Source organism: Pseudomonas paraversuta, from assembly GCF_904067025.1.
GTDB classification, from domain to species: domain Bacteria; phylum Pseudomonadota; class Gammaproteobacteria; order Pseudomonadales; family Pseudomonadaceae; genus Aquipseudomonas; species Aquipseudomonas paraversuta.
Genome location: NZ_CAJFDA010000001.1, coordinates 4,275,941 through 4,299,835 on the forward strand (window position 1 = coordinate 4,275,941; position 23,895 = coordinate 4,299,835).

Sequence of the window (23,895 nt, forward strand, 5' to 3'; positions counted from 1 at the left end):
GCGCCGCCCTTCAAGGATGTGCTGAAACAAGTTTGGTCAGTTGTGGCCCGCTTACCGGTGGCTCTTTGAGCACCACCCGTTTGATCGGGCCAACGATAACCAGATAGCTGAACACCGCCACCAGCGCATTGCAGCCGACAAACACCAGTGCCCACTTGAACGAGCCAGTGGTGCTGATGATGTAGCCGATGACGATCGGCGTGGTGATCGAGGCAATGTTGCCGAACATGTTGAACAGACCGCCACTCAGACCGGCGATTTGTTTCGGCGAGGTGTCAGACACCACCGCCCAACCCAGAGCGCCAACGCCTTTGCCGAAGAAGGCCAGGGCCATGAAGCCCACCACCATCCATTCAATATCGACATAGTTGCAGGCCACGATGCTGGTGGACAGCAACAGGCCGCCAATGATCGGGGCCTTGCGGGCGAAGGTCAGGGAGTGGCCTTTGCGCAGCAGGTAATCGGAAATCACACCGCCCAGCACACCCCCGATAAAGCCGCAGATCGCCGGAAGCGAGGCAATGAAGCCGGCTTTGAGAATGGTCATGCCGCGCTCCTGGACCAGATACACCGGGAACCAGGTCAGGAAGAAATAGGTAATGCCGTTGATGCAGTACTGGCCCAGGTACACGCCGAGCATCATGCGGTTGGTCAGCAACTGGCGGATGTAATCCCACTTCGGACCGTCGACTTTTTTACCTGTGCCCTTGTCCTGATCCATGTCCACCAGCCCGCCGTTGTCGGCGATATGCCTGAACTCGGCCTCGTTGATCATTGGATGCTGGCGCGGGCTGTGGATAACTTTGAGCCAGATCAGCGAGAACACAATGCCGATGCCGCCCATCACGATAAACACGTGCTGCCAGCCGAAGGTGTAAACGATCCAGCCCATCAGCGGAGCAAAAATCACCGTGGCGAAGTACTGCGCCGAATTGAAGATCGCAGACGCGGTGCCGCGTTCGGCGGTGGGAAACCACGCGGCGACAATACGGGCATTACCGGGAAAGGAAGGCGCTTCCGCCAGGCCCACCAGAAAACGCAGCATAAACAGCGCCACCACGGCGGTGGAGATGCCGAATTCCCCGACATAGCCTTGCAGCACGGTGAACAGTGACCAGGTGAAGATGCTCAGGGCATAGACTTTTTTCGAGCCGAAACGGTCGAGCAGCCAGCCGCCAGGGATTTGTCCGGCCACGTAGGCCCAGCCAAAGGCAGAAAAAATGAAACCCAGGGTAACGGCGTCGATACCGAGGTCTTTTTGCAGGCTTGAACCTGCGATAGCGATGGTGGCGCGGTCGGCATAATTGATCGTGGTCACCACAAACAGCATGAGCAGAATCAAATAACGGACATGCGTCGGCTTGGTCGCTGGCATGTAGATGTACTCCCACTGATTATTTTTATGCGCGGGTAACTATTTTTCATCCTGCAGGCGCGGGCTTTTAAACCCGGACAGCTCGCTCCTACAGGGTGGATCGGTGTGTCTACAACGCAAAAGGCCGCTGATTTCTCAGCGGCCTTGATTATGGGTTACTGCGGACCTTGCTTGTCGATCAAGGCGGCCAGTGCTTCGTATTCTTCCGGCAGCAAATCGGTCAGTGGCGTACGCACCGGACCTGCGGTGTAACCGGAAATGGTGGCGCCGGCCTTGACGATGCTCACTGCGTAACCGGCCTTGCGGTTACGGATATCCAGGTACGGCAAGAAGAAGTCATCAATGATCTTGCCCACGGTGGTGTGATCTTCACGGGCGATGGCGTGGTAGAAATCCATCGCGGTCTTGGGAATGAAGTTGAACACTGCCGAGGAGTAAACCGGCACGCCCAGCGCCTTGTAGGCGGCGGCATAGACTTCTGCGGTTGGCAGGCCACCGAGGTAGCTGAAGCGATCGCCCAGACGGCGGCGGATCGAAACCATCAACTCGATATCACCCAGGCCATCTTTGTAACCGATCAGGTTCGGGCAGCGCTCGGCCAGACGCTCCAGCAGCGGCGCGGTCAGGCGGCAGACGTTACGGTTATAAACGATCACCCCGATCTTGACCGACTTGCACACGGCTTCAACGTGGGCGGCAACCCCGTCCTGGCTGGCTTCAGTCAGGTAGTGCGGCAGCAGCAGCAAACCTTTGGCCCCCAGACGCTCGGCTTCTTGTGCGTATTCGATGGCCTGACGGGTCGAGCCGCCGACACCGGCGAGAATCGGCACGCTGTTGGCACAGGTATCGACTGCGGTTTTGATCACTTGCGAATATTCGCTGGCCGCCAGGGAGAAGAACTCACCGGTGCCGCCTGCGGCGAACAAAGCAGAAGCACCATACGGGGCCAGCCATTCCAGACGCTTGATGTAGCCCTCACGGTGGAAATCACCCTGGGCATTGAAATCGGTAATCGGGAAAGACAGCAGACCGGAAGAGAGGATGGACTTCAGTTCTTGTGGATTCATTATTCGAACACCCTGGGAGCTTGTAGTAATGATAAAAACGGCAGCGCTTTCGCCGTGTCGTACGTCATCGTACAACTATAAATATAATCGTCAATCCAAATTCTTCAAATTGCCTGCACAGGGGTTCCGTTGCCGAGCCACAAACCAGAGCAAAGGGCCGTGGCACAAGGGTTTCTGAAGGTTGGCGGATGGATGAAAATTAATTCAAGGACGGATGCAAGTTGTACGAGAAGACGCCACAACCGCAACCGTAGTGCTGACTAGGCACCAGGCTGCGAGCTTTTCGAGGGAAGCCCTGCTTCCAGGCTACGACTGCTTCGCAGCCGATCGCAGCCCCGTGCCTCGTCAGCGACTAGGGGTTCGCGGGGGTTCGATCAACCCCTTGCTTCGGCTTCTTCGTGGGCATGGCGCAGTCGTTCGCGACTGTTGGTCAGGTGCAGGCGCATGGCGGCCCGGGCGGCGTCCGAGTCCTGGCGGGCAATGGCGGTGTAGATTTCTTCGTGCTCCCGGCTCAGGCGATGCATGTACTGCTGCTGGTCATCATGGGCCAGGTGCGCAGAGTTGAGCCGGGTACGGGGAATGATGCTGGTACCCAGGTGGGTCATGATATCGGTGAAGTAGCGGTTGCCCGTCGACAACGCAATCTGTAGATGAAACTGGAAATCCGAAGCCACCGCATCACCGTCACGGGCGGTATTTTCGTTCAACGCATCCAGTGCCGCCCGCATCGCGGCCAGTTGCTCGTCGCTGCGCCGCTGGGCGGCCAGCCCGGCAGACTCGACTTCGAGGCTGATACGCAGTTCCAGAATCGCCAACACATCACGCAAAGTGACCACGGTGGCCGGGTCGATGCGAAAACCGCTCGGGCTCGGTGTGTCCAGCACAAAAGTGCCGATGCCATGCCGGGTCTCGACCTGGCCTGCTGCCTGCAAACGAGAAATCGCCTCACGTACCACCGTGCGGCTGACCCCGTGCGCTTCCATGATCGCGGACTCGGTGGGTAGTTTGTCACCTCGTTTGAGCAAGCCGTCACGAATCTGTTCGGACAGCACCGTCACCAACTCCTGCGCGAGGCTGCGGCGTTTGCGCGGAAGGCGGGGGACGTCGTTTGGGTTTTCCATGGTGAAAATCTTTCTCGGATTCAAGGGCATCGGGGCAAAACATCCACGCATGATAGCTCAAGCGGGTTGTACGATCACATGCTGAGCTTGCCGACACCCTTGCAACCCCGGTTTAGAAGGTTTTGCTGGCGCTGGCCAGCAGGGTCGCACCACACACATCGTCATAACCGGTGTAGCTCTGGCACTCGGCTTTCGACAGGCTGGTGTCGATGTAACTCAAGCCCCAGCTGACGCCGACAAAGTCGCGAGTAAGCTTGATTTCCCAATCGGTGTAGTCCGCCCGCCCCTTGCCGCTGTCGCTGAAAAAAACCTTGTCCTTGTAGTCCACATATTCATAACGCAGCTCTAAACCGAACTCTGCAGGCAACAGCGTGCGGTAGCCGACAAAAAACGTCGACAAGTCCTCGTCTTTTTTACCTTCATGAAATTCGCCGTTTTCGTCCTCGTATTCCGGACCCTGCATGTTGGTGACATATTTGCCCCCCAGTAATACACCGTACACATCCAGCACGGTCTGCACGTCGCTCTGGTTGTAGCCGCTTTCACGGGGATATTCATAACGGGTGTAGAAAGTATCCAGGCTGATGTTGTCGCTGATTTGCCAGGCATAGCCGGCGTAGTACTCGATTTCCTGGCGCGCTTTTGAGCCATAGCCGAAATTGACATTGGAGGTCCAGATACCGGCGTACAAACCACTGGCGTGGCTGAGTGTGACGGCCAGTTGCGCGGCAGGATCGCCCTTGGTTTGTGAAAGCCCGTTGGCCCGGTAATCACTGACCAGCGTGGGGGTGATCAGCAGGGAAAACTGGTCATTGAGTTCCACCGCCTGGGCGCTGAGCAATGGCGACAGGGCGAGACCGGCAAGCATGAAGACTGAGGCTGCGTTCATAGGGTTTCTCTTGTTTTTATAGAGCTGCATGGAAACTCACCCACGGCTGCGCCGGACGCCACGGGGTCGTGGCGCCAGAGGCAGGGTTTTTCAATCAGGCTTCGGGGGCGTTTACCGGCTTACCGGCGAAGTAGGTTTTCAGCACTCTGGTATCGTACAACTCGTGGTCGCCGACGTTGAACACATCACGATCGAGGATGATCAGGTCAGCCTGCTTGCCCGGTGCCAGGGAACCGATCTGTTCAGCCAGCCCCAGGGTTTTGGCAGCGTTGATGGTGTAGGCGTAAAACATGGTCTGGCGATCGACTCGTTCTTTGGCATTGAGCACGCCCATGGGGCCATCGCGAGTAACGGCCTGGCCGATGGCGTTCCACGGGTTAGGGCTCGATACCGGCCAGTCACTGGCACCCGAAATCATCGCACCCGCGTCCTGCAGGGATTTGGCCGGGTACTGATAGCCATAAGCGAAGGCACTGATATAAGGCTTGACCAGGTCAATGGTGTAGCTCTCCTCGATGGCCCACAGCAGTTGCATCGAGGCAATCACACCGAGCTGGGCAAAGCGTGGAAACTCTTTGGGATTGACCAGTTGCAGGTGGCTGATGCTATGGGCCACCGGGGTCGGATTGAGCTTGCGCGCATACTCAAAACCGTTGAGTGACTCACGTACCGCGCGGTCACCGACTGCGTGCATGTGCACGATCCAGCCGCGCTTTTCTGCCGCGACCACCAGCTCACCGAAGTGCGCCGGGTCGATCAACAGCTCGCCATTTTTGTTGCTGTTTTTATACGGCACGATCACCGCTGCGGTTTGCCCCGGGTACTCCAGAATGCCGTCGGCAAACACCTTGATCCCGGGGAATGTGAGGTTGGGCACGCCTTCGAACTGCTTCATGACCCGGGCCAGCACTTCAAGATCGGCAGGCTTGCTTTGGGAGTTGGTGAGCATCAGCGCCGCGACGTGGGCGGTGAGCTCGCCATTTTCTGCAAGCTGGCGATAAAGCGGCAGCACCCCCAGGGTTTGCTCGGTAGCCGTGAAATCAAACAGCGCGTCACCGGGGCCAGCGTTGGAGGCCGCGTCCATCCAGGCCGTCACCCCGTATTGATTATTGACCTTTACCGCTTCGCGGGCAGCTTTGAGCATGACCTCAGGACTTGCCGGAGGAATCTGGCCCCGGACCTGGTCCCAGCGCGACTCGGCAAAAAAACCGGTTGGAGTGAAGTCTGCTTCGTGGCCCACATAGCCCTGCTCGTTGGCTGGCAGGCTTTTGACCAGGGCGGCATCAATTTTCGCACGCTTGAGCATCGCGTTATTGGCCCAGCCGGTGTGCCCGTCGATGCCGCTCAATACCAGCGGCTGATCGGCCCAGCGGCCCTGATTGAAAATTTTCCCCAGCTCCCGCGCCTGCTCCCAATAAGCAGAACTGACCCCGGCAATATTGATCACGTCGCCCGACCGCGCGGTGCCCGACTTGTCCTGCTCGATGATCCATTGCTCAAGTTCGGGCAGCGGTTTTTCTTCGTCGAGCAAATTCGCCCCCAGACTGTTCAGACCGGCGCTCACCGGATGACTGTGGGTATCAATCATCCCGGGCATCAGCACCTTGCCTGCCAGGTCGACACGCTGGGTGCCGCTGTCGGCCAGTGCCTGGATTTCGGCATCACTGCCCACCTTGCTGATTTTGCCGTTTTCCACCGCCACGGCGCTGACCAAGGGCTGACCCGGCACGCCGGTGAATACCTTGCCATTGATGAACACCAGGTCGGCAGCGGCCAGAGCTGGCAAAGACGGCAACGCGAACAGCGCGGCCAGCACACAGGGGGTAAATCGCTTCATGTGAAGGTCCTTTGAGGATTTTCTTGTTGTTGTCAGACACACCCTTCGGGAGCTGGCAACCAGCTCCCGAAGGGTGATTAATGCCCTGCTATTTCCTTGAGCCGGTACCACAACATGCCCAGCGCCAGCAGCGGTGAACGCAGGTGCTTGCCCCCCGGGAATGTCATGTGTGGCACGCGACTGAACAGTTCGAAACCATTGCTCTGTTCAAGGCTGATCGCTTGCGCGACCAGGCGCGCCGCCATATGCGTGGTGTTGATCCCGTGCCCGGCATACGCCTGGGCATAAAACACGTTGGGATGGGCCTGCAACCGGCCGATCTGCGGCAGCCGGTTGGCACCGATGCCGATCATGCCGCTCCACTGGAAGTCGATGCGCTTGCCCGCCAGCTGCGGGAAGACCTCCAGCATTTTCGGGCGCATGTAACCGGCGATGTCCTGCAAGGTGCGCCCCGAGTAATGGCACGCGCCCCCGAACAACAGTCGTCGGTCAGCCGACAACCGATAGTAATCAAGCCCTACCCGCTGATCGCACAAAGCGCGATTGTCCGGAATCAGCGCACTGGCCAGCTCCTCGCTCAAGGGTTCGGTGGCGATGACATAGCTGGCGGCGGCCAGCACCTTGCCACTGAGTGCCGGCTCCAGCTCGCCCAGATGGGCATTGCCGGCGAGTACCAGGGTTTTGGCCCTGACCACGCCGCTGGCGGTATGGACCCGGATCTGCGGGCCATATTCGATACGGGTGGCGGCACTGTTCTGGTACAACCTGACGCCCAGTTGCTGAGCTACCCGGGCTTCGCCCAGTGCCAGATTGAGCGGATGCAAGTGCCCCGAGCCTTCATCAGTCAGCCCGCCGAGGTAGCGATCGGAACCCACCACCCGGTGCATGTCAGCGCGCCCGATCAGCTCGACCTTGTGCCTGTAGCCCAGCCTGTGCAGCGACTCTTGCTCGGCGATCAGGTTTTCAACATGGCGCGGGGTATTGGCCAGCTCGCAGAACCCCCAGCGCAAGTCGCAGTCGATGGCATGTTTTTCGATGCGCTGACGCACCAGATCCACTGCGTCCAGGCCCAGATGTTCCAGCACTCTGACGCCTTCACGGCCGATGGTTTTTTCGTGCGCATCCAGATCGTGACCCACCCCGCGAATCAACTGCCCGCCGTTACGGCCACTGGCACCCCAGGCGATTTGATGCGCCTCGAGCACGATCACCGAATGGCCGCGCTCCGCCAGTTCAATCGCGGTATTCAACCCGGTAAAACCCGCGCCGATGATGCACACGTCCGCCTCGGCCTGCCCCTCAAGTACCGGGCAAGTGAGCTGCTGATTGCGGGTGGCGCTGTAATAGGTATGCGGTAAAGACAGCATGGACGTCATAAAGAATTTGCCTGCTCAGTGACCGGGCACCCCTGGGTGCCCGGCACAGGATTAACGACCGGACTTGAACTTGTTCCACGAGCGCGTCATCCAGCGCATAAGGTCAGGTGGCAGCTCCGATGACACATAGAGCTTGGCCTGCACCGACTCGGGCGGGTAGATCGACGGGTTGTGGGTAATTTCATCACTCATCAGGGCCGTGGCCTGGGTGTTGGCATTGGCATACCCCACGTACTCGCTGATTTTGGCAATCACCTCGGGTTGCAGCAGGTAATTGATAAACGCGTGGGCCTGCTTGGGGTTCTTGGCATCGGCCGGGATGGTCAGCATGTCGAACCACAGGTTGCCCCCCTCTTTGGGCACCACGTAGGCAATGTTCACCCCGTTGCCCGCCTCTTGCGCACGATGGATGGCCTGGTACACGTCTCCGGAATAACCGAAGGCGATACAAATGTCGCCGTTGGCCAGGTCGGTCACGTATTTGGAGGAATGGAAGTAGCTGATGTAAGGCCGCAGTGGCTGCAGTTTTTTCTCGGCGACCTTGTAGTCCTCAGGCTTCAGGCTGCGGGCGTCGAGCCCCAGATAGTTGAGCATCGACGGCATCACTTCGTCGGCGGAGTCCATAAAGGCAACACCGCAGCTTTTGAGTTTCTTCAGGTTTTCAGGCTCGAACAGCACGCTCCAGGAGTCTATTTTGTCGATGCCAAGCACCTGCTTGACCTTGTCGACGTTGTAGCCAATGCCATTGGTGCCCCACAGATAAGGCACCGCGTACTCATTGCCCGGATCGTTGGCTTCCAGGCGCGCCAGCAACACCGGGTCAAGATTCTTCCAGTTGGGAATCTGGGACTTGTCGAGTTTCTGGAACACCCCGGCCTTGATCTGACGCCCCAGGAAGTGGTTGCTCGGCACGACCACGTCGTAGCCGGTGCGCCCGGCCAGCAACTTGCCTTCCAGGGTTTCGTTGGAGTCAAACACGTCATAAACCGGCTTGATCCCGGTCTGATGCTCAAAGTTCACCAACGTGTCTTCGGCAATGTAGTCCGTCCAGTTATAGATATTGACCACGTCTTGCGCCGACGCCTGGCCAGCAAGGCCGCAAAGTGCCGCGAGCGTCAGTTTCAGGGCGATACGTTTCATCCACATGTCCTTTCTCTGAGTACATTTTGCAATGCTTTGGCCGCAGGTACGGCCTACACGCTGAACAGCAGGAACTCGCGTTCCCAGGAACTGATGACCTGTTTGTAGTTCTCGTGCTCGACGCGCTTGACCGCGACAAAGCCCTTGGTGAAACGCTCACCCAGATATTTTTTCGCCATGTCCGACTGCTCCATGCATTCCAGCGCAGCTTCCAGGGTCAGCGGCAGGCGCAGGTTGCGCCGTTCATAGCCGCGGCCGACCACCGGCGCGCTCGGTTCGATACCCTCGACCATACCGGCATAACCGCAGAGCAGACTGGCGGCCAGGGCCAGATAGGGGTTGGCATCGGCACCGGCCAGGCGGTTTTCCACGCGGCGGTTCTGCGGATCGGAGTCCGGCACGCGCAGGCCGACGGTACGGTTTTCTTCGCCCCATTCCACGTTCACCGGGGCCGAGGTATCGGGCAGGAAGCGGCGGAACGAGTTCACGTTGGGAGCGAACAGCGGCAGGGTTTCAGGGATGTATTTTTGCAGGCCGCCAATGTGATGCATGAACAGCTCGCTCATGCTGCCATCGGGATTGGAGAACACCGAAACTCCGGTCTCCAGATCGACCACGCTCTGGTGGACATGCATGGCGCTGCCCGGTTCACCGGTCATCGGCTTGGCCATGAAGGTGGCGCTGACGTCATGTTTGAGCGCCGCTTCACGCATGGTTCTTTTGAAAATAATGATCTGGTCGGCCAGGGACAGCGCGCCACCGTGACGGAAGTTGATTTCCATCTGAGCAGTGCCTTCCTCGTGAATCAGGGTGTCCAGATCCAGCCCCTGGGCTTCGCTCCAGTCATACATGTCTTCAAACAGCGGATCGAATTCGTTGGTAGCCTCGATTGAATATGACTGGCGCCCGGTCTCCTGGCGGCCCGAACGGCCGACCGGGGGTTTCAACGGATAGTCCGGGTCAGGGCTGCGCTGGGTCAGGTAGAACTCCATTTCCGGCGCCACGATCGGCTTCCAGCCACGGGCGGTATAGAGGCTCAGGACTTTTTTCAGCAGGTTGCGCGGCGACAGCTCGATGGCGTTGCCCTGCTTGTCATAGGTGTCGTGAATCACCTGGGCGGTGGGCTCGGAGGCCCAGGGCACAATAAACACGGCGTCCTGATCCGGACGGCAATGCATGTCGATATCTGCGGCATCCAGCAACTCGTAGTAAATATCGTCTTCGACGTAATCCCCGGTAACGGTCTGCAACAGAACGCTCTCCGGCAGGCGCATGCCCTGCTCGTTGAGGAACTTGTTGGTCGGCGATATTTTGCCCCGTGCGATGCCGCTTAAATCAGAGATGAGGCACTCAACTTCGGTGATTTTGTTTTCTTTTAGCCAATGGCTGAGTCGATCCAGATTGCCTTTCATAACGCCTCTTACAGGAATTTGACTGGGCGCCACATGACGACCCGGTTCCATGCTGCAAGGCGATAGTGCAATCGTGGGCAGGAGGGCTTCTATCCGATTTGCGCTTTTATTAACGCCCCATTTTGGGGCGCTAGATGGACTCAGGCGGCATCAGCGAGGGCGCAGCAAGGTCTGGCTGGGCAGTTCGCCAAACAGGCTGCGGTAGGTCTGGGAGAAACGCCCCAGGTGCCAGAATGACCAGCGCATGGCGATTTCCGCCACCCGGGTATCGCCAGGGGTGCAGCGCAGCAAATCCCGGCGGGCGAAATTCAACCGCCGCAAGCGCTGCCACTGGCTCGGCGAAACCCCGGCGAAAGAAGTGAAGCTGTGCTGCAACTGGCGAACGGAAACGCCGACCCCCTTGGCCAGGTGCAATACATCCAGGTGTTCCTGGGGGCTGGCCATGACCAGATCAAATACTCGCTGTATCAGCCGCCGATCATGGGCAAGGTGTTTCTGGCTGGTGCGGTCCGGCGCCTGGCTGGGGCAGTCGAGGATATACAGGCAATCGTCGACCAGTTGCTGCGCCAGGCTTTCCTCGATCAGGGGCGAGTGCTGGGTGGCCAGCTGCTGCAATGTACGGCTCAACCAGCGGCCAAAAACCTGGCTTTGCTGAGACACCAGCTGCGTCAGGAACAGGCCGTCCATGTGGCTCAGGTTATCGAGCTGGCTTAAATAGCGGGGGCCGATCACGACTCCGACTTCCTGATAGTTCTCGGGGGTGATCCAGGTGTTTTGCGTGTCTTCATTGAGCAGATACAGGGAGCCGTTACGCGTATCGAAACTGAAGACCAGTGAGTCTGCCGGCGCTTGAAAATGCTGCTCGATGCGCGTGTTCATGCGTTCTTCATAGGCTTCAATGCCATTGAGCTGCATGTGCACCACTGCACCGTGGAAACAGCCCGCGGACATTTGCTGGTAATGCTCATGCCAGCCCGCGATGACTAATTGCTGATCCACATCCGCCGTGTCATGGGATTGAATCTGCATACGGCTGCCCTTCCTTGTGCCCGGGTCCAAGCCAACGGGACACTGCCAGTAATAATTATTATTGGCGCACCTTAGCCTAATGCCCACCAGTAAAGAAACACCCAAAAGGGTCATGGGCGGGTCTGGCTTGCCCGGGATTGCCTGTGCGGGGCCAAGAGTAAAACCGCGTCGCCTGCATCGCTGGCAAGCCAGCTCCCACAGAGGGACTTGTGAAACTGAAAGCTTCTTGTGGGAGCTGGCTTGCCAGGGATTGGCTGTGTGAGCAAGCCTTCTCCCACAGGGACTTGTGAAACTGAAAGCTTCTTGTGGGAGCTGGCTTGCCAGCGATTGGCTGTGTGGGCATGCCTTCTCCCACAGGGGGCTTGTGAAGCTGAAAGCTTTTTGTAGGAGCTGGCTTGCCAGCGATTGGCTGTGTGGGCATGCCTTCTCCCACAGGGAGACTTGTGAAGCTGAAAGCTTTTTGTGGGAGCTGGCTTGCCAGCGATTGGCTGTGCGGGCATGCCTTCTCCCACAGGGGGCTTGTGAGGCTGAGAGCTTCTTGTGGGAGCTGGCTTGCCAGCGATTGGCTGTGCGGGCAAGCCTTCTCCCACAGGGGGCTTGTGGGGCTGAAAGCTTTTTGTAGGAGCTGGCTTGCCAGCGATTGGCTGTGCGGCATGCCTTCTCCCACAGGGACTTGTGAAACTGAAAGCTTCTTGTGGGAGCTGGCTTGCCAGCGATTGGCTGTGTGGGCATGCCTTATCCCACAGAGGGCTTGTGGAGCTGAAAGCTTTTTGTAGGAGCTGGCTTGCCAGCGATTGGCTGTGCGGGCATGCCTTCTCCCACAGGGGGCTTGTGAAGCTGAAAGCTTTTTGTAGGAGCTGGCTTGCCAGCGATTGGCTGTGTGGGCATGCCTTCTCCCACAGGGGGCTTGTGAAGCTGAAAGCTTTTTGTAGGAGCTGGCTTGCCAGCGATTGGCTGTGTGGGCATGCCTTCTCCCACAGGGAGACTTGTGAAGCTGAGAGCTTTTTGTGGGAGCTGGCTTGCCAGCGATTGGCTGTGTGGGCATGCCTTCTCCCACAGGGGACTTATGAAGCTGAAAGCTTTTTGTGGGAGCTGGCTTGCCAGCGATTGGCTGTGTGAGCAAGCCTTCTCCCACAGTGACTTGTGAAACTGAAAGCTTCTTGTGGGAGCTGGCTTGCCAGGGATTGGCTGTGTGGGCAAGCCTTCTCCCACAGGGGGCTTGTGAGGCTGAGAGCTTCTTGTGGGAGCTGGCTTGCCAGCGATTGGCTGTGCGGGCATGCCTTATCCCACAGGGGGACTTGTGAAGCTGAAAGCTTCTTGTGGGAGCTGGCTTGCCAGCGATTGGCTGTGTGGGCATGCCTTATCCCACAGAGGGCTTGTGGAGCTGAAAGCTTTTTGTAGGAGCTGGCTTGCCAGCGATTGGCTGTGCGGGCATGCCTTCTCCCACAGGGGGCTTGTGGGGCTGAAAGCTTTTTGTGGGAGCTGGCTTGCCAGCGATTGGCTGTGTGGGCATGCCTTCTCCCACAGGGGCTTGTGAGGCTGAGAGCTTCTTGTGGGAGCTGGCTTGCCAGCGATTGGCTGTGCGGCATGCCTTCTCCCACAGGGACTTGTGAAACTGAAAGCTTCTTGTGGGAGCTGGCTTGCCAGCGATTGGCTGTGTGGGCATGCCTTATCCCACAGAGGGCTTGTGGAGCTGAAAGCTTTTTGTAGGAGCTGGCTTGCCAGGGATTGGCTGTGCGGGCATGCCTTCTCCCACAGGGGGCTTGTGGGGCTGAAAGCTTTTTGTGGGAGCTGGCTTGCCAGCGATTGGCTCGCCGGCATTGCGGTCACGCTTTTGGGCCTTTGACCGGCCAGGCCACGAACGGCTTGATTTCCTTGAGTACAAACATGCTCTGCATCTCTTTGATCCCTGTCAGGCGCCGGATCACCGACATGGCAAAGTCGGCAAAGGTGTCCAGGTCCCGCGAGACCACTTGCAACAGAAAGTCCGCGTCGCCACCAATGCTGTAGCAAGCCACCACGTCTTCGAGGGCCATGACTTCCTGCTCGAACTTGCGGGCTTCGACTTCGCTGTGGCGATCAATGGTGACCCGCACAAACACCAGCACCCCCAGCCCGATCTTGCGGCGGTCCAGTACCGCGCGATAACCCTGAATCACTTTGTGCTCTTCAAGCTGACGCACCCGGCGCCAGCAAGGCGAGGCCGACATGCCGATGCCATCGGCCAGGGTCTGGTTGGTCGTGCGCCCATCCTGCTGCAAGGCCGCGAGAATTCTGGCGTCGATTGCGCTTAAAGCCTGCTCGGTCATAAATACCTTCCCATGGTTTGTTCAGGGTAAATCTGACCCAAAATCCAGCAGCCGACAACTTGAATAGACCAATTTATCCTGGGTCCGGGAGATATGCTTATTTGCACAAACTCTCTCCCAAGGATGCCTTCGAATCATGCTGGAATTTTCTCAGGTACTCACGTACACCGCCGCCCTCGCTGTTGCCGCGGCTATCCCCGGGCCCGGCATGGCGGCACTGGTGGCCCGCAGCGTGAGCGGCGGTGCCTTGCCCGGCTTCAGTTTGCTGCTTGGCTTGATTCTGGGGGATTTGATTTATTTATCGTTCGCAGTATTTGGCCTGAGCCTGGTCGCCCAACACTTCGATACCTTGTTTGTACTGGTACGAATATGTGCTGCGCTGTATCTGGCTTATCTGGCCTGGCAGTTCTTGAGGGCGCAACCCCAGCCCGTCAACGTGGGCAAGCCGCTGAACAGACAAGAGCTGTTCAGCGCCTGGCTCTCAGGCCTGACCATCACCCTGGGCAACCCGAAAACCATTGCCTTCTATCTGGCGCTACTGCCGCTGGTGATCAACCTGGAGTCGGTGTCCCTGCAAGTCTGGGGCGTCATGCTGGTGCCGCTGACCATTGCTGTTTTATTTATGGTCGGCGGCCTGTTTGTGCTGGGCGCGGTGCGCATCCGCCATGTGCTTGCCAGCCCCCGGGCCCAACGGGGGCTGTTCAGGGGGGCGGCGATCATCATGCTCGGCGCCGCAGCGGCCATGCTGGTTCAGGCCGCCTGACGCCGGGCGCGCACCGCTTCGCTCAGGCCATCTGCGGGGCAGACAAGTCCGGTTGGGGATCACTGGTTGCCGGGCCATCCGGCACCCAGAACAGGAACGGATCTTTGGCCGGACGATGGTCGTAAGGGCGCACTGCACCCTCCCCGCCGGCGCGCTTGAATCCATACACCTGACGCCGCTCGACATGAATGCTCGGGGCCGCGCCTTCACCACTGCACGGTTCGATATTCATGGCCTTCAAGGTGCTTAGCAGGTCGTCAATAATCAGCTGCCGATTGAGGGTGAAGGCCGATGCAAAACAGCGCCAGAAACGCCACCCGGCACGTTCCAGAATGCGCTGGCGGCGCATGTCGCTGTCCCAGCGGTCGGGGCCGTGGAAGCGGTCGCCGTCACACTCGATTGCCAGGCGACTGTCGTTGTCGCCTTCGACCACCATGTCTATGCGGTAAGCGCCCACGCCGACCTGCGGAATCACCCGGTAGCCGCGCCGGGTCAGTTCATCGTACATGTCACGTTCAAAACCGGACTCGCACAACTCGCGCAAATCGCTGACCTGTTCGGCATCCTGAGTAAAGGGGGTTTCGAAGTGCTCAATCAGACCACGGCGCAAAGTATCGACTGCGCTGAGGTCGGTGAGCTCGACACTGCGCACCAGGTACATGCGGTCCCGCGCCCGGGACGCCGCCACGTTGAAGCGCTGGGCAATCGAGTCGCGGCTGTTGGCAAAGCAGTCGCCGGGGGAAGCGACCAGCGAAAGGAACATCACGTCGCGCTCCTTGCCCTGGAAAGTACGTGCATCGCCACAGCTGATCTGGAACCGGGTGATGACTTCTTCGCCCAGTTCCCGGGTCAGGATTTGCATGATGGTTTGCGCTTGCTCGGCCCCCAGTAGCGAGACCACGCCGATGCTGCGCCCGGCGATCTGCGGCAGTGCGATCAAACGGCGGATCTCCTCGACAATCACATTGGCTTCACCGAGGTTCAACTTGCCCTTTTTCACCCCGTCCATGACCAGCAGATCAATGAGCGGCGGGTCCAGACGCTCGGTCATCAGCGGCAGGCGCAGAGGTTTGAGTTCGTGGTTATAGAACTCGCGCTTGGAGTACTCGATGATCGGCGCCACGCAGCGAAAGTGCTCGCGCAACATGGTGCCGCTCTTGGCAAACACCACTTTGAACAGGTCGTACAATGAGCGCTCGGGTGACATCAACGGTCGGTAGAGCCCGACTTGATTGCCCAGAAAGCGCGTCATCATGTTCTGCACCCGCTCCTCTTCCATGCCGATACCGTCGGGGGAAACCTGCTTGTCGTCGCCCACCACCAGCACTTTCCTGGCCCGCAACAAGGCCGGTAGCGCGCTCAGGTCGGATTGCGAAGCTTCGTCGATAATCACCAGGTCGAACGCGCCATACTGCGCTGGCAGGCTCTCGCAGATCCGGTAGTGCGGCATGATCCAGCAAGGAATCGCCGAAATGGCCACATCGGCAGCCAGTCGCGCATCCTGTCGATAACGTCCGGCCCGGACGCCGGTGCCCTTGCCAATTTTGCGAATTGCCGTGCGGTACAGTTCCAGCGCGGCCCGGACACTCGGGGTAGCGTTTTCTGACAGTCGCAGCCAGGTCCGCTTGACCACCGCATCCTGATACAGGCGCGACAGGCTCAGCTCCAGCTCTGCGCGCAATTTAAACAGCCGCTTGAGATCTTCGCGCCCGTCGATGCTGTCCAGGTAACTGGCCAGCCGGCTCAGGCGCCATATCTCCAGGCAGTTGTCCGGGAGCAAGGCATCCACCGGCCCGGTGCACGGCTCTTCTCGTAACCGGGCCGCCCAGATCAGGCCACCGCTTTGGGCAATAACCGTGGTCACCTGCTGCACCGTATCGAGGGCGTCCGTGAGCGCCAGGACGCCGCGCAACTGATCCATCAATTCCGACCACTGCACCTGTATCTCAGCCACCTGTACGTCCGGCTGGCCGAGGCTCAGGTCCAGGAACCCTTGCAAGCGTTCGCTCACGGCACCGCCACAACCGGCCAGTGCCTTGTTAAAGGTTTCCTTGATTACCCAGGTGGCTGCCAGCCGCTGGCGCATCAGGTGATGACGCAAAATGCTTTCACCCTGACCCAGTACCGCCTCGTCAGTGCGCAGGTTGTTCACCTGTGGCCACTCCGGGAGCAGCTGGCGCAGTTCGGTCTGAGCACGGGTCTCCCAACGTTCGGCGCGCACAATATCGTCAAACTGCTCAATCGCCCGGGCAGCCGCCGGCAGTTGCTCGGCATCGGCCTCGAACAGCGGAAGCGGCATTTCGGCGGCCAGCGCATTCCAGCGCAGCAGCAAGGTGCGACTGTGCTGCTGAAAGTGCACGAACCCTTGCACATGGGCCCAGTCCTGATCGCTTTGCGGCTTGCTGCCGAGCACCACAATGGTGTCCAGCAACTGCTTTTGGCTGCCCTTGCCGATCAGGCCGGACAACCCGAACGGACGGCGCCCCTGGGCCAGGTTATCGATGGCGGCCAGTACCTCAGGCTGCGTGTGCAGCTCGAACGGCAGGCTCACCGGCCGCGCCACAAATGCTTTGCGCCCCGCGAGGGTGTCCTCGATTTCGACCTTCAGGCTGTCGAAAAGCGCCAGCACATCATTGTTGCCGTTGCGCATCAACCAGGCCTGCATGGTTGGCACCCAGCCCTGTTGCGCAGCCGTGATAGTGGTGCGCAAGGCCTGCAAGTGGCCGATGTGTTCGAGCAAGGCCTGCGCCTGCTCCAGGGTCGGCCCACTGCTGTCCAGCAGTCGCGGCACTTCGCCGATGCTTTCCTTGTGTTGCAGCTGGCTTTCCTGCGCCAGATCCTGATGGACCTGAATCAATGTCTGCGCATCCGGGAAATCGGCCAGTTGCGGCACCTTGTGCCCCAGATAAGACAACCCGTCCTTGAGCTCAAGCCGCGCCTCGCGCACGGCGATGATGTCTTGCAGGGTGAACAGCGCACGATGTTCTGCGCCAATGCCGAGCCGGTCAGCAAAGCTGTTTATTTGGTCCTGGGCAGCGGCCACCTGTAACGCGGCGTGGGTGGGGCTCAGCCGTTCACCGTCGATTTCCAGCTCTGAAAGATTACGCTCGGCCCACTGGGTGATCTCACGATCAACGGCGGATATCTGACCGTGGAGCGTGTTGATTTCATCATCAATCTGGCCGATTTCGCGCTTGTACAGCGCGCGGTCAATTCGTTGCACCTCAGCCGAAATCTTCTGGATCGCGAACTCGAACTGCTTCATGCCGTCCGCTTCGCTGCTCAGCAAGCTGATCGCCAGCGGACGAATGTCTTCGGGGAGTTTCTCCTGCAACACGGCCAGCGCCGGATCCTTCATGGACGTCACCAGTACCCGCTTGCCATTGGCCAGGTAATGACTGATGACGTTGGCGATGGTGTGGGTCTTGCCGGTGCCGGGCGGCCCTTGCACCACAACCCCGTCGTGCACCTCCAGCAACTGGATGATTTGCACTTGCTCGTCGTTGTAAGGCTTGGGGAAGTACAGCTCGTGCACTTTTGACGCGCCAGCGTCCGCACCCTGGGTGCCGCTGACATAGGACAAGCCGCGAAACGGCGGCAGAACCACATCCTCAAGCACGTTTGAAGGCTCGGTCAAAATCGCCTGCAATGCCGGCGGCAAATGCTCCAGGTCCTCGATCCCGGCGTCAAAGCGGCCCAGGTCCTCAATAAACATATTGCTGTCGCGGGCGCGGGCAAACAGGGTCCAGGTATCAGTGACGCACAAGTGCTCGGCAGCCTTGGGCACGGAGCGGTCCCCGTCGGCAATCGTCACCGGCAGGAACTGCCCCTGGGCATCGAGCAATGACGATGCCGAACGGATCACCGGGTCGTAGCTGGAAGAATTGAACGGGCTGATTCCCGCCTGATCCTGCTTGAAGAAATCCTTGGCCAGCTTGTCCAGGGCACCGACACCGGCGATATCCGCGGCCACATAGGCGTCCACTTCAAGACGCGGCTCGGCGACCCGCGGGCGCACTTCGAGGGCCATGCTGTCCGGGTTGATATCGATCTCGACCAGTTGACTGATCAGCGGGTAGTGGATGACGCCGATCTCGGGATGCTCCCACGTCGAAACGCCCATACCCCACACCAGTTCCAGCTGTGCGTCTCCCAGGTTGCCCTGCATCTGCTGCACCAGCAAAAACAGCTCGGCGTAGAGCTCGATACTTTTGCGCCGCTGCTTTTCCTCTTGCGCCCACAGTCGCCAGGCAGTCTGGCTGTAGGACTTGAGCTGAGCCTTGATTTCACCGGCATCCAGGCAGTCTTCCAGATTGACCCATTCATCCTCGGCGGACTCCTCACTGCCGGGGGTGGCGGTGAGCGATGCCGGTTCTGTCAGGACGCCACTGGCGCGCAACGCCTCGCGTGCTACCCGCTGCTTGAGCCCGGGCTCGATTTGCGGCGTGCCCTTGAGCTCGATCCACAGCCCCAGCAACGGGCTGAGCGGCACAGGTGGCCGGGTCTCGTGCAAACGCTCGAGCCGAAGCCAGATTTCATCTTCATCGCCCACGTGAACATCCAGGCTGACACCCGGTAGTGAGCGCAGTTTTTCTTCGCTGGCACTGAATGTGTTGTGCTGGCTGACGGTTAACGCGGGGCGCTTTTGCATGAGCGCGGTCTGTTTGACGAACTCAATCAGACTGGCGAGACGTGCACGTACTGTATCCATGTCGGGGCTGAACCACTTCGATAAGAGGGCGCGGTAGTGACTGAAAAAACCTGAAGGCGCCGAAAAAGGTGAAAAACTTACAAGTGCCGACACGATACAGAGGTTCAGGTTGTATTCAGATACATCATTTTGTAAAAACCGGCAGGAGCGAGCTTTGTTAACCAGCTCGCTCCTGCAGGATCAGGCAGGCATAAAAAAGGCCCTCCCCGTTACCGGGGAGGGCCTTTTGTGTAACGCCGGGCTTAGCCCAGGTTAACCCCAAAGTTCGATGCCAACGGTGCCAGACCGCCTGCAAAGCCCTGGCCGATTGCCTTGAACTTCCACTCTTCGCCGTTGCGATACAGCTCGCCGAAGACCATGGCGGTCTCGGTGGATGCGTCTTCGCTCAGGTCAAAACGTGCCAGCTCTTTGTTATCCGCTTTGTTCAGTACGCGGATGTAAGCGTTCGACACCTGGCCGAAGTTCTGCTTGCGGCCATCAGCGTCGTGGATGGTCACGGCGAAAGCCAGTTTCTTGGCTTCTTGTGCCAGACCAGCCAGGTTGACGTTGATTTGCTCATCGTCGCCTTCGCCAGCGCCCGAACGGTTGTCGCCCTGGTGCACGACGTTGCCGTCCGGTGAGGTTTTATTGTTGTAGAACACAAAGCTGCCGTCGTTCAGCACTTTGCCGCTCTCGCCAACAATAAATACCGAGGCGTCCAGGTCGAACTCGGTGCCGTCGGTGACACGTGGATCCCAACCCAGGCCAACAATTACTTCTGTCAGGCCAGGTGCTTCTTTGGTCAGGGAGACGTTGCCGCCCTTGCTCAGACTTACTGCCATGTTCGTGAACCCTTATATAGAAAGATGGATGGGTCGATTAAAACTTCAGACCGAAGCTTTCAGCCAATGGCTTGAGGCCACCGTTGAAGCCCTGGCCTACAGCGCGGAATTTCCATTCGGCGCCATTGCGATACAGCTCGGCAAAGATCATTGCGGTTTCGGTGCTGGCATCTTCCGCGAGGTCATAGCGAACAACTTCGTTGTTGTTGTCCTGGTTGACCAGACGGATGAAAGCATTGCGCACCTGACCGAAGTTCTGCTTGCGGGCGTCAGCTTCGTGGATGGTCACAGTGATCGCGATCTTGTCGATCTCGGCAGGGACTTTGGACAGGTCGATCTTGATCGCCTCGTCGTCGCCGTCGCCTTCACCGGTACGGTTATCGCCGGTGTGCTCAACCGAGCCGTCGGTGCTTTTGAGCTGGTTGTAAAAAATGAAATCGGAGTCAGCGCGTACTTTGCCGTCAGCCTTGAGCAAGAAAGCGCTCGCATCCAGGTCGAAGTCTTGACCATCGGTGGAACGAGCGTCCCAGCCCAGGCCCACGAGGACTTTAGTCATCCCCGGAGCTTCTTTGGACAGGGACAGGTTGCCGCCTTTGGAAAGGGAAAGTGCCATGTGTAATTCTCCTTAGTAATGTGCGATCAAGCGTTCGTATCGTTTTTAACGTCGGACTGCTCTTCTTTACCGGGAAACATGATGCTGGCCACAACACCGATGGCCAGTACCACCAACACCACGATCAGGCTGGTGTTTGGATCAATTTCATAACCATGGCCAAACAGGTGATCGGTTGCGTTCAAGGCCAGCTTGCCGGCGATAAAGAACAACAGCGCGATAACCGATTTCTCCAGGTGAACCAGGTAGCGCTTCAGCGCTTCGAGGACAAAGTACATGGTCCGCAGGCCAAGAATGGCGAACATCATGGCCGAGTACACGATCAACGGTTCACGGCTCACTGCGATCACTGCAGGTACGGAGTCGAAGGCGAACAAAATGTCCGAAACCTCGACCACTACCACACACAGAAACAGCGGTGTCGCGAACAAGGTGCCTTTGGCAGCCAAGGTCATTCCCTTGTTCTGCGGCTTCGTGATCTCTTTTTCAAGTTCTTTGCGCGAAACAAAGAAATTATGTCCGTGCAGCTTCGGCCAGACCGGGAACAGTTTTTGCGCAAAGCGGTAGGCCATGTGCTTGGAGTAATCCTCCTCCTCATCCTCTTCCTTGCTGCGCAGCATCATGATTGCGGTCCAGGCCACAACCACCGCGAACAGCACTTCGACCCAGGGACCGAACGCCAGCAGGCCGGTACCGATTGCCACAAAGATCAGGCGGAAGACGATGGCACCGATGATGCCCCAGTACAGAACGCGGTGACGCAGCGCGTCAGGCACCTTGAACCAGGCAAAGATGGCCATGAACACGAACAGGTTGTCGACGCTGAGCACTTTTTCCAGCGCATAACCGGTAACGAACAGGCTGGCCACGCTCGGACCGTGGGCGTAGTACAGGTAGCCCGCGAACGCGAGCGAGATCAGCACCCAGAACACCGACCAGACGGCGGCGTTGGTCAGCGTGACCGGTTTATCGCTTTTGTGGGTAAACAGGTCGACTGCCAGAGCAATGACCGCTAGCGCCACAAATACAGCGATGGTAGTTGGCGGAAAGCCAATTGCCGTGTTTTCCATGATGTCCTCAGAGATCAAAATCGCCAGGGTTCAACCCCAGCTCATTGCAGATAGTGCGGCAAGCAGCCCGCTCACTTTCATCGAAGTTGCCGTCGGCGCTACCGATTGCGCAGCAAACACGCACCAGCAGACGGGCAGCATCTTCTTTTTTTCGTAACTGACCGATCGACTTCAGGGCTTCTGCGCGACCGATCTGCTGATCGAATTCAAACTTGTCGCAGACCTCGTTGAAGGACTTGATCACGTCTTTAACGTCAAAGGCCTTCAATTCGTTTGAGTTCTGGATGAACCCGACCATCTTCTGCTTTTCGTCGCTGCTGATGTTGCCATCAGCTGCCGCCACCAGTGCGCATCCGGAAACCACGGCTTCCATGAACTCACGGTTTTTAAATTTGCTGACTTCCGCCGAAAGCTTGTCACGGGCGGCGGTTGCGTTGGTTTTCAGCCATTCAAGCATTGGGGTCACCTTGTCAGAAATTGAGTGAATGCCGCCAGCCTCGGCTGGCGGCCAATTACATAACGCTCATTTGGAGCCGGCAGCCCAGCGCATGCCCCAGCCAAATGCTTTGTCCATGTCCGAGTGCCCTTTGAAGAACTCGACCCTGCGGTTGACCTTGACGCTGCCACCGACGTTTTCGAGCAAGGCAATGGCGCACATGCCTTTGGTGCCGCCCTCTTCACTCAGACGCACTTCAATTGGGGGCTCGCCCGGAATATACAAGGTAATCACGCCATCGGTGGCCTGCCAGTTCGGGGCGCCTTCGTAGATGAATGCGTACACCAGTACGCGACGCATCTTGCGCCACTCCTTGCCGTTGATGCGCAGCCACTCGCCGTCGCTCACGGAGCCGGTGCGGTCGTCACCCATCAATTGAATGAACGGCTCGTCACGGAAATCGCCAAACGCGTTGCCCAGGGCCTGAACGGCACCCTTGCGGCCGTTTTCCATTTCGTACAGGCAGCCGACATCAAGGTCGATACCGCCCGACTTGCCGCGCAGCGAGGCAAAGAAACCACCGCCGCCGCTCGGCGTGGCGCGGTTCCAGTTGAGGTTGATTTTGATCTCGCCAAAATCACCGTCCTTTTTGTCCAGGCTGATCGAGGGACGCTGCTTGTCGAGGGTGATTTTCGACAGGTTGACCTTCGATGCCGGGGCTGGTGCAGCCGCCGGAGCAACAACTGGCGCAGGCGCTGCTGGCGGGGCTGCCGGGGTCGGTGCAGGTGCAGGTGCCGCAATATCAACCCCGAAGTGCTGGGCCAAAGGCGCCAGACCACCGGCAAAACCCTGGGCCACGCAACGGAACTTCCACGCGCCCTGGCGGCGGTAAAACTCGCCGAGGATCAATGCGGTTTCCTGCATGCCCACGGTCGGAATCGGCGCTTCAATACCGCCGCTCACAGACACATTGAGCTGCGGGAACGCGTCGAATCTGGCCTTGTTCTCATATATGGTCGCGGTCAGTGCGACTTTATCGATAGCCGCGTCTATGGCGTCCAGATTGAGGCTGAACACGCTGCGACCGGGCGCAGATTCCGCCAGCTTTACCGCGCCATTGTTGACGCTTTGCTGGCCGAAGAAACACATGTCGTTGTCACCGCGAACCTTGCCCGACTCATTGAGCAGGAAGGCCGACACGTCCAGATCAGCCCCCGGCACAGGGCTGTAGCTGATGGTGACACTGAGGGTGCCGGTGGTCACCGCAGTGTTGGCGCCGGGAGTCAGAGTACTCATGGGCGCACCGCCTTGGCGGCCTCGCTGCTCAGGTCCTGTGCCGTACGGCCATTGGCAACGGTACCCACTGCGGTCAGGTCCCAACCCGCCGCAGTACGGCTCAGGTAGGCCATTACTACACCAGTGTGGCGGCCCTTGTCGGACAGGTTGAAGCGCGCCAGTTCCTTACCGCTCAGTTCATCGACGATACGGCAGTAGGCATTCTCTACCGCTTCAAAGTTTTGCCCGGTGAACGAGTTAACGGTAAACACCAGGTGTTTCACGCTGGCGGGCAGTTGCTCAAGATTGACCTGTATCGACTCATCGTCTCCATCGCCTTCACCCGTACGGTTGTCGCCGGAGTGAACGATGGAACCGTCAGTGGATTTGAGCTGGCGGAACCACACCAGATCCTGGGGTTGGCCGGCACTGTCGAGCAGGATGCATGAAGCGTCCAGATCGATGGCGGTATCACTGTTGAGCAATTTGGCAAAAAAACCGCTCGGCTTGACCGGGTCCCATCCCAGGCCCATGCGAATTTTCTTAAGACCGGTTCCGGCTTCTTTCTCGAGAGAAATGGTTTGGTTCTTGGATAGCGAAATGGCCATGAAGCGTCTCCTTGTCTGCACTGAAGCACGATAGGTTGGTGCT

18 protein-coding genes are annotated in these 23,895 nt (G+C 58.7%); 1 reads left to right on the plus strand and 17 read right to left on the minus strand.

Annotated features, from left to right (window positions below; genetic code table 11):
• Positions 1 to 10: 10 nt before the first annotated feature.
• The 10 genes from JQ848_RS19460 to JQ848_RS19505 all read right to left on the minus strand — a co-directional run bounded on the left by JQ848_RS19460 (position 11) and on the right by JQ848_RS19505 (position 13,555).
• A complete protein-coding gene (locus JQ848_RS19460) occupies positions 11 to 1,375 on the minus strand; it encodes an MFS transporter (RefSeq protein ID WP_003439453.1) in 1,365 nt (454 codons plus the stop codon).
• Positions 1,376 to 1,530: 155 nt separating this feature from the next.
• Positions 1,531 to 2,442: a 5-dehydro-4-deoxyglucarate dehydratase gene (gene kdgD, locus JQ848_RS19465; RefSeq protein ID WP_003439451.1), complete on the minus strand. Its 912-nt coding sequence runs from the start codon at positions 2,440 to 2,442 to the stop codon at positions 1,531 to 1,533.
• Between the two features lie 374 nt (positions 2,443 to 2,816).
• Positions 2,817 to 3,563: a FadR/GntR family transcriptional regulator gene (locus JQ848_RS19470; protein ID WP_003439449.1), complete on the minus strand. Its 747-nt coding sequence runs from the start codon at positions 3,561 to 3,563 to the stop codon at positions 2,817 to 2,819.
• 112 nt (positions 3,564 to 3,675) lie between these two features.
• Positions 3,676 to 4,452, minus strand: coding sequence for a TorF family putative porin (locus tag JQ848_RS19475; RefSeq protein ID WP_003439448.1), 777 nt, complete (start codon positions 4,450 to 4,452; stop codon positions 3,676 to 3,678).
• Positions 4,453 to 4,546: 94 nt separating this feature from the next.
• Positions 4,547 to 6,289 carry an amidohydrolase gene (locus JQ848_RS19480; RefSeq protein WP_202211039.1) on the minus strand — a complete coding sequence of 581 codons (1,743 nt, stop codon included), beginning with the start codon at positions 6,287 to 6,289 and terminating at the stop codon, positions 4,547 to 4,549.
• A gap of 77 nt (positions 6,290 to 6,366) precedes the next feature.
• Entirely contained in the window at positions 6,367 to 7,665 is a 1,299-nt protein-coding gene (locus JQ848_RS19485) for an NAD(P)/FAD-dependent oxidoreductase (protein WP_202211040.1), read from the minus strand.
• Positions 7,666 to 7,716: 51 nt separating this feature from the next.
• Positions 7,717 to 8,805, minus strand: coding sequence for a polyamine ABC transporter substrate-binding protein (locus JQ848_RS19490; RefSeq protein WP_003439441.1), 1,089 nt, complete (start codon positions 8,803 to 8,805; stop codon positions 7,717 to 7,719).
• 53 nt (positions 8,806 to 8,858) lie between these two features.
• Complete coding sequence (locus JQ848_RS19495) at positions 8,859 to 10,217, minus strand: glutamine synthetase family protein (RefSeq protein WP_010656940.1); 1,359 nt, start codon at positions 10,215 to 10,217, stop codon at positions 8,859 to 8,861.
• Positions 10,218 to 10,367: 150 nt separating this feature from the next.
• The gene (locus JQ848_RS19500) at positions 10,368 to 11,246 is read right to left on the minus strand and encodes a helix-turn-helix domain-containing protein (protein WP_127196838.1); all 879 of its coding nucleotides are present in this window, start codon (positions 11,244 to 11,246) and stop codon (positions 10,368 to 10,370) included.
• Between the two features lie 1,826 nt (positions 11,247 to 13,072).
• Complete coding sequence (locus JQ848_RS19505; RefSeq protein ID WP_010657261.1) at positions 13,073 to 13,555, minus strand: Lrp/AsnC family transcriptional regulator; 483 nt, start codon at positions 13,553 to 13,555, stop codon at positions 13,073 to 13,075.
• A gap of 136 nt (positions 13,556 to 13,691) precedes the next feature.
• On the opposite strand from JQ848_RS19505, the gene JQ848_RS19510 reads away from it, so the two are divergent.
• The gene (locus JQ848_RS19510) at positions 13,692 to 14,318 is read left to right on the plus strand and encodes a LysE family translocator (RefSeq protein ID WP_202211041.1); all 627 of its coding nucleotides are present in this window, start codon (positions 13,692 to 13,694) and stop codon (positions 14,316 to 14,318) included.
• A gap of 22 nt (positions 14,319 to 14,340) precedes the next feature.
• On the opposite strand, the gene JQ848_RS19515 is transcribed toward JQ848_RS19510, so the two are convergent.
• From JQ848_RS19515 to JQ848_RS19545, 7 genes are all read right to left on the minus strand, one after another.
• Entirely contained in the window at positions 14,341 to 19,029 is a 4,689-nt protein-coding gene (locus tag JQ848_RS19515) for an AAA domain-containing protein (RefSeq protein WP_202211042.1), read from the minus strand.
• A gap of 242 nt (positions 19,030 to 19,271) precedes the next feature.
• Positions 19,272 to 19,850, minus strand: coding sequence for a TerD family protein (locus tag JQ848_RS19520; RefSeq protein WP_003439429.1), 579 nt, complete (start codon positions 19,848 to 19,850; stop codon positions 19,272 to 19,274).
• A gap of 37 nt (positions 19,851 to 19,887) precedes the next feature.
• On the minus strand, positions 19,888 to 20,463 hold the full coding sequence (locus JQ848_RS19525) for a TerD family protein (protein ID WP_003439428.1): 576 nt from the start codon (positions 20,461 to 20,463) through the stop codon (positions 19,888 to 19,890).
• Positions 20,464 to 20,489: 26 nt separating this feature from the next.
• A complete protein-coding gene (locus tag JQ848_RS19530) occupies positions 20,490 to 21,533 on the minus strand; it encodes a TerC/Alx family metal homeostasis membrane protein (RefSeq protein WP_003439426.1) in 1,044 nt (347 codons plus the stop codon).
• Between the two features lie 7 nt (positions 21,534 to 21,540).
• Positions 21,541 to 21,990, minus strand: a complete 450-nt coding sequence (locus tag JQ848_RS19535) for a tellurite resistance TerB family protein (protein ID WP_003439424.1) — start codon at positions 21,988 to 21,990, stop codon at positions 21,541 to 21,543.
• A 66-nt stretch (positions 21,991 to 22,056) separates the two neighbouring features.
• Positions 22,057 to 23,265 carry a TerD family protein gene (locus JQ848_RS19540; RefSeq protein WP_127196842.1) on the minus strand — a complete coding sequence of 403 codons (1,209 nt, stop codon included), beginning with the start codon at positions 23,263 to 23,265 and terminating at the stop codon, positions 22,057 to 22,059.
• On the minus strand, positions 23,262 to 23,852 hold the full coding sequence (locus tag JQ848_RS19545) for a TerD family protein (RefSeq protein ID WP_003439420.1): 591 nt from the start codon (positions 23,850 to 23,852) through the stop codon (positions 23,262 to 23,264). The genes JQ848_RS19540 and JQ848_RS19545 overlap by 4 nt, the downstream gene beginning before the upstream one ends.
• Between the last annotated feature and the right edge of the window lie 43 nt (positions 23,853 to 23,895).

Coding starts and splice junctions, on each gene's coding strand:
- JQ848_RS19460 (WP_003439453.1), bottom strand. CDS start 1,375: ATGCCAGCGACCAAGCCGACGCATGTCCGTTATTTGATTCTGCTCATG.
- kdgD (WP_003439451.1), bottom strand. CDS start 2,442: ATGAATCCACAAGAACTGAAGTCCATCCTCTCTTCCGGTCTGCTGTCT.
- JQ848_RS19470 (WP_003439449.1), bottom strand. CDS start 3,563: ATGGAAAACCCAAACGACGTCCCCCGCCTTCCGCGCAAACGCCGCAGC.
- JQ848_RS19475 (WP_003439448.1), bottom strand. CDS start 4,452: ATGAACGCAGCCTCAGTCTTCATGCTTGCCGGTCTCGCCCTGTCGCCA.
- JQ848_RS19480 (WP_202211039.1), bottom strand. CDS start 6,289: ATGAAGCGATTTACCCCCTGTGTGCTGGCCGCGCTGTTCGCGTTGCCG.
- JQ848_RS19485 (WP_202211040.1), bottom strand. CDS start 7,665: ATGACGTCCATGCTGTCTTTACCGCATACCTATTACAGCGCCACCCGC.
- JQ848_RS19490 (WP_003439441.1), bottom strand. CDS start 8,805: ATGAAACGTATCGCCCTGAAACTGACGCTCGCGGCACTTTGCGGCCTT.
- JQ848_RS19495 (WP_010656940.1), bottom strand. CDS start 10,217: ATGAAAGGCAATCTGGATCGACTCAGCCATTGGCTAAAAGAAAACAAA.
- JQ848_RS19500 (WP_127196838.1), bottom strand. CDS start 11,246: ATGCAGATTCAATCCCATGACACGGCGGATGTGGATCAGCAATTAGTC.
- JQ848_RS19505 (WP_010657261.1), bottom strand. CDS start 13,555: ATGACCGAGCAGGCTTTAAGCGCAATCGACGCCAGAATTCTCGCGGCC.
- JQ848_RS19510 (WP_202211041.1), top strand. CDS start 13,692: ATGCTGGAATTTTCTCAGGTACTCACGTACACCGCCGCCCTCGCTGTT.
- JQ848_RS19515 (WP_202211042.1), bottom strand. CDS start 19,029: ATGGATACAGTACGTGCACGTCTCGCCAGTCTGATTGAGTTCGTCAAA.
- JQ848_RS19520 (WP_003439429.1), bottom strand. CDS start 19,850: ATGGCAGTAAGTCTGAGCAAGGGCGGCAACGTCTCCCTGACCAAAGAA.
- JQ848_RS19525 (WP_003439428.1), bottom strand. CDS start 20,463: ATGGCACTTTCCCTTTCCAAAGGCGGCAACCTGTCCCTGTCCAAAGAA.
- JQ848_RS19530 (WP_003439426.1), bottom strand. CDS start 21,533: ATGGAAAACACGGCAATTGGCTTTCCGCCAACTACCATCGCTGTATTT.
- JQ848_RS19535 (WP_003439424.1), bottom strand. CDS start 21,990: ATGCTTGAATGGCTGAAAACCAACGCAACCGCCGCCCGTGACAAGCTT.
- JQ848_RS19540 (WP_127196842.1), bottom strand. CDS start 23,265: ATGAGTACTCTGACTCCCGGCGCCAACACTGCGGTGACCACCGGCACC.
- JQ848_RS19545 (WP_003439420.1), bottom strand. CDS start 23,852: ATGGCCATTTCGCTATCCAAGAACCAAACCATTTCTCTCGAGAAAGAA.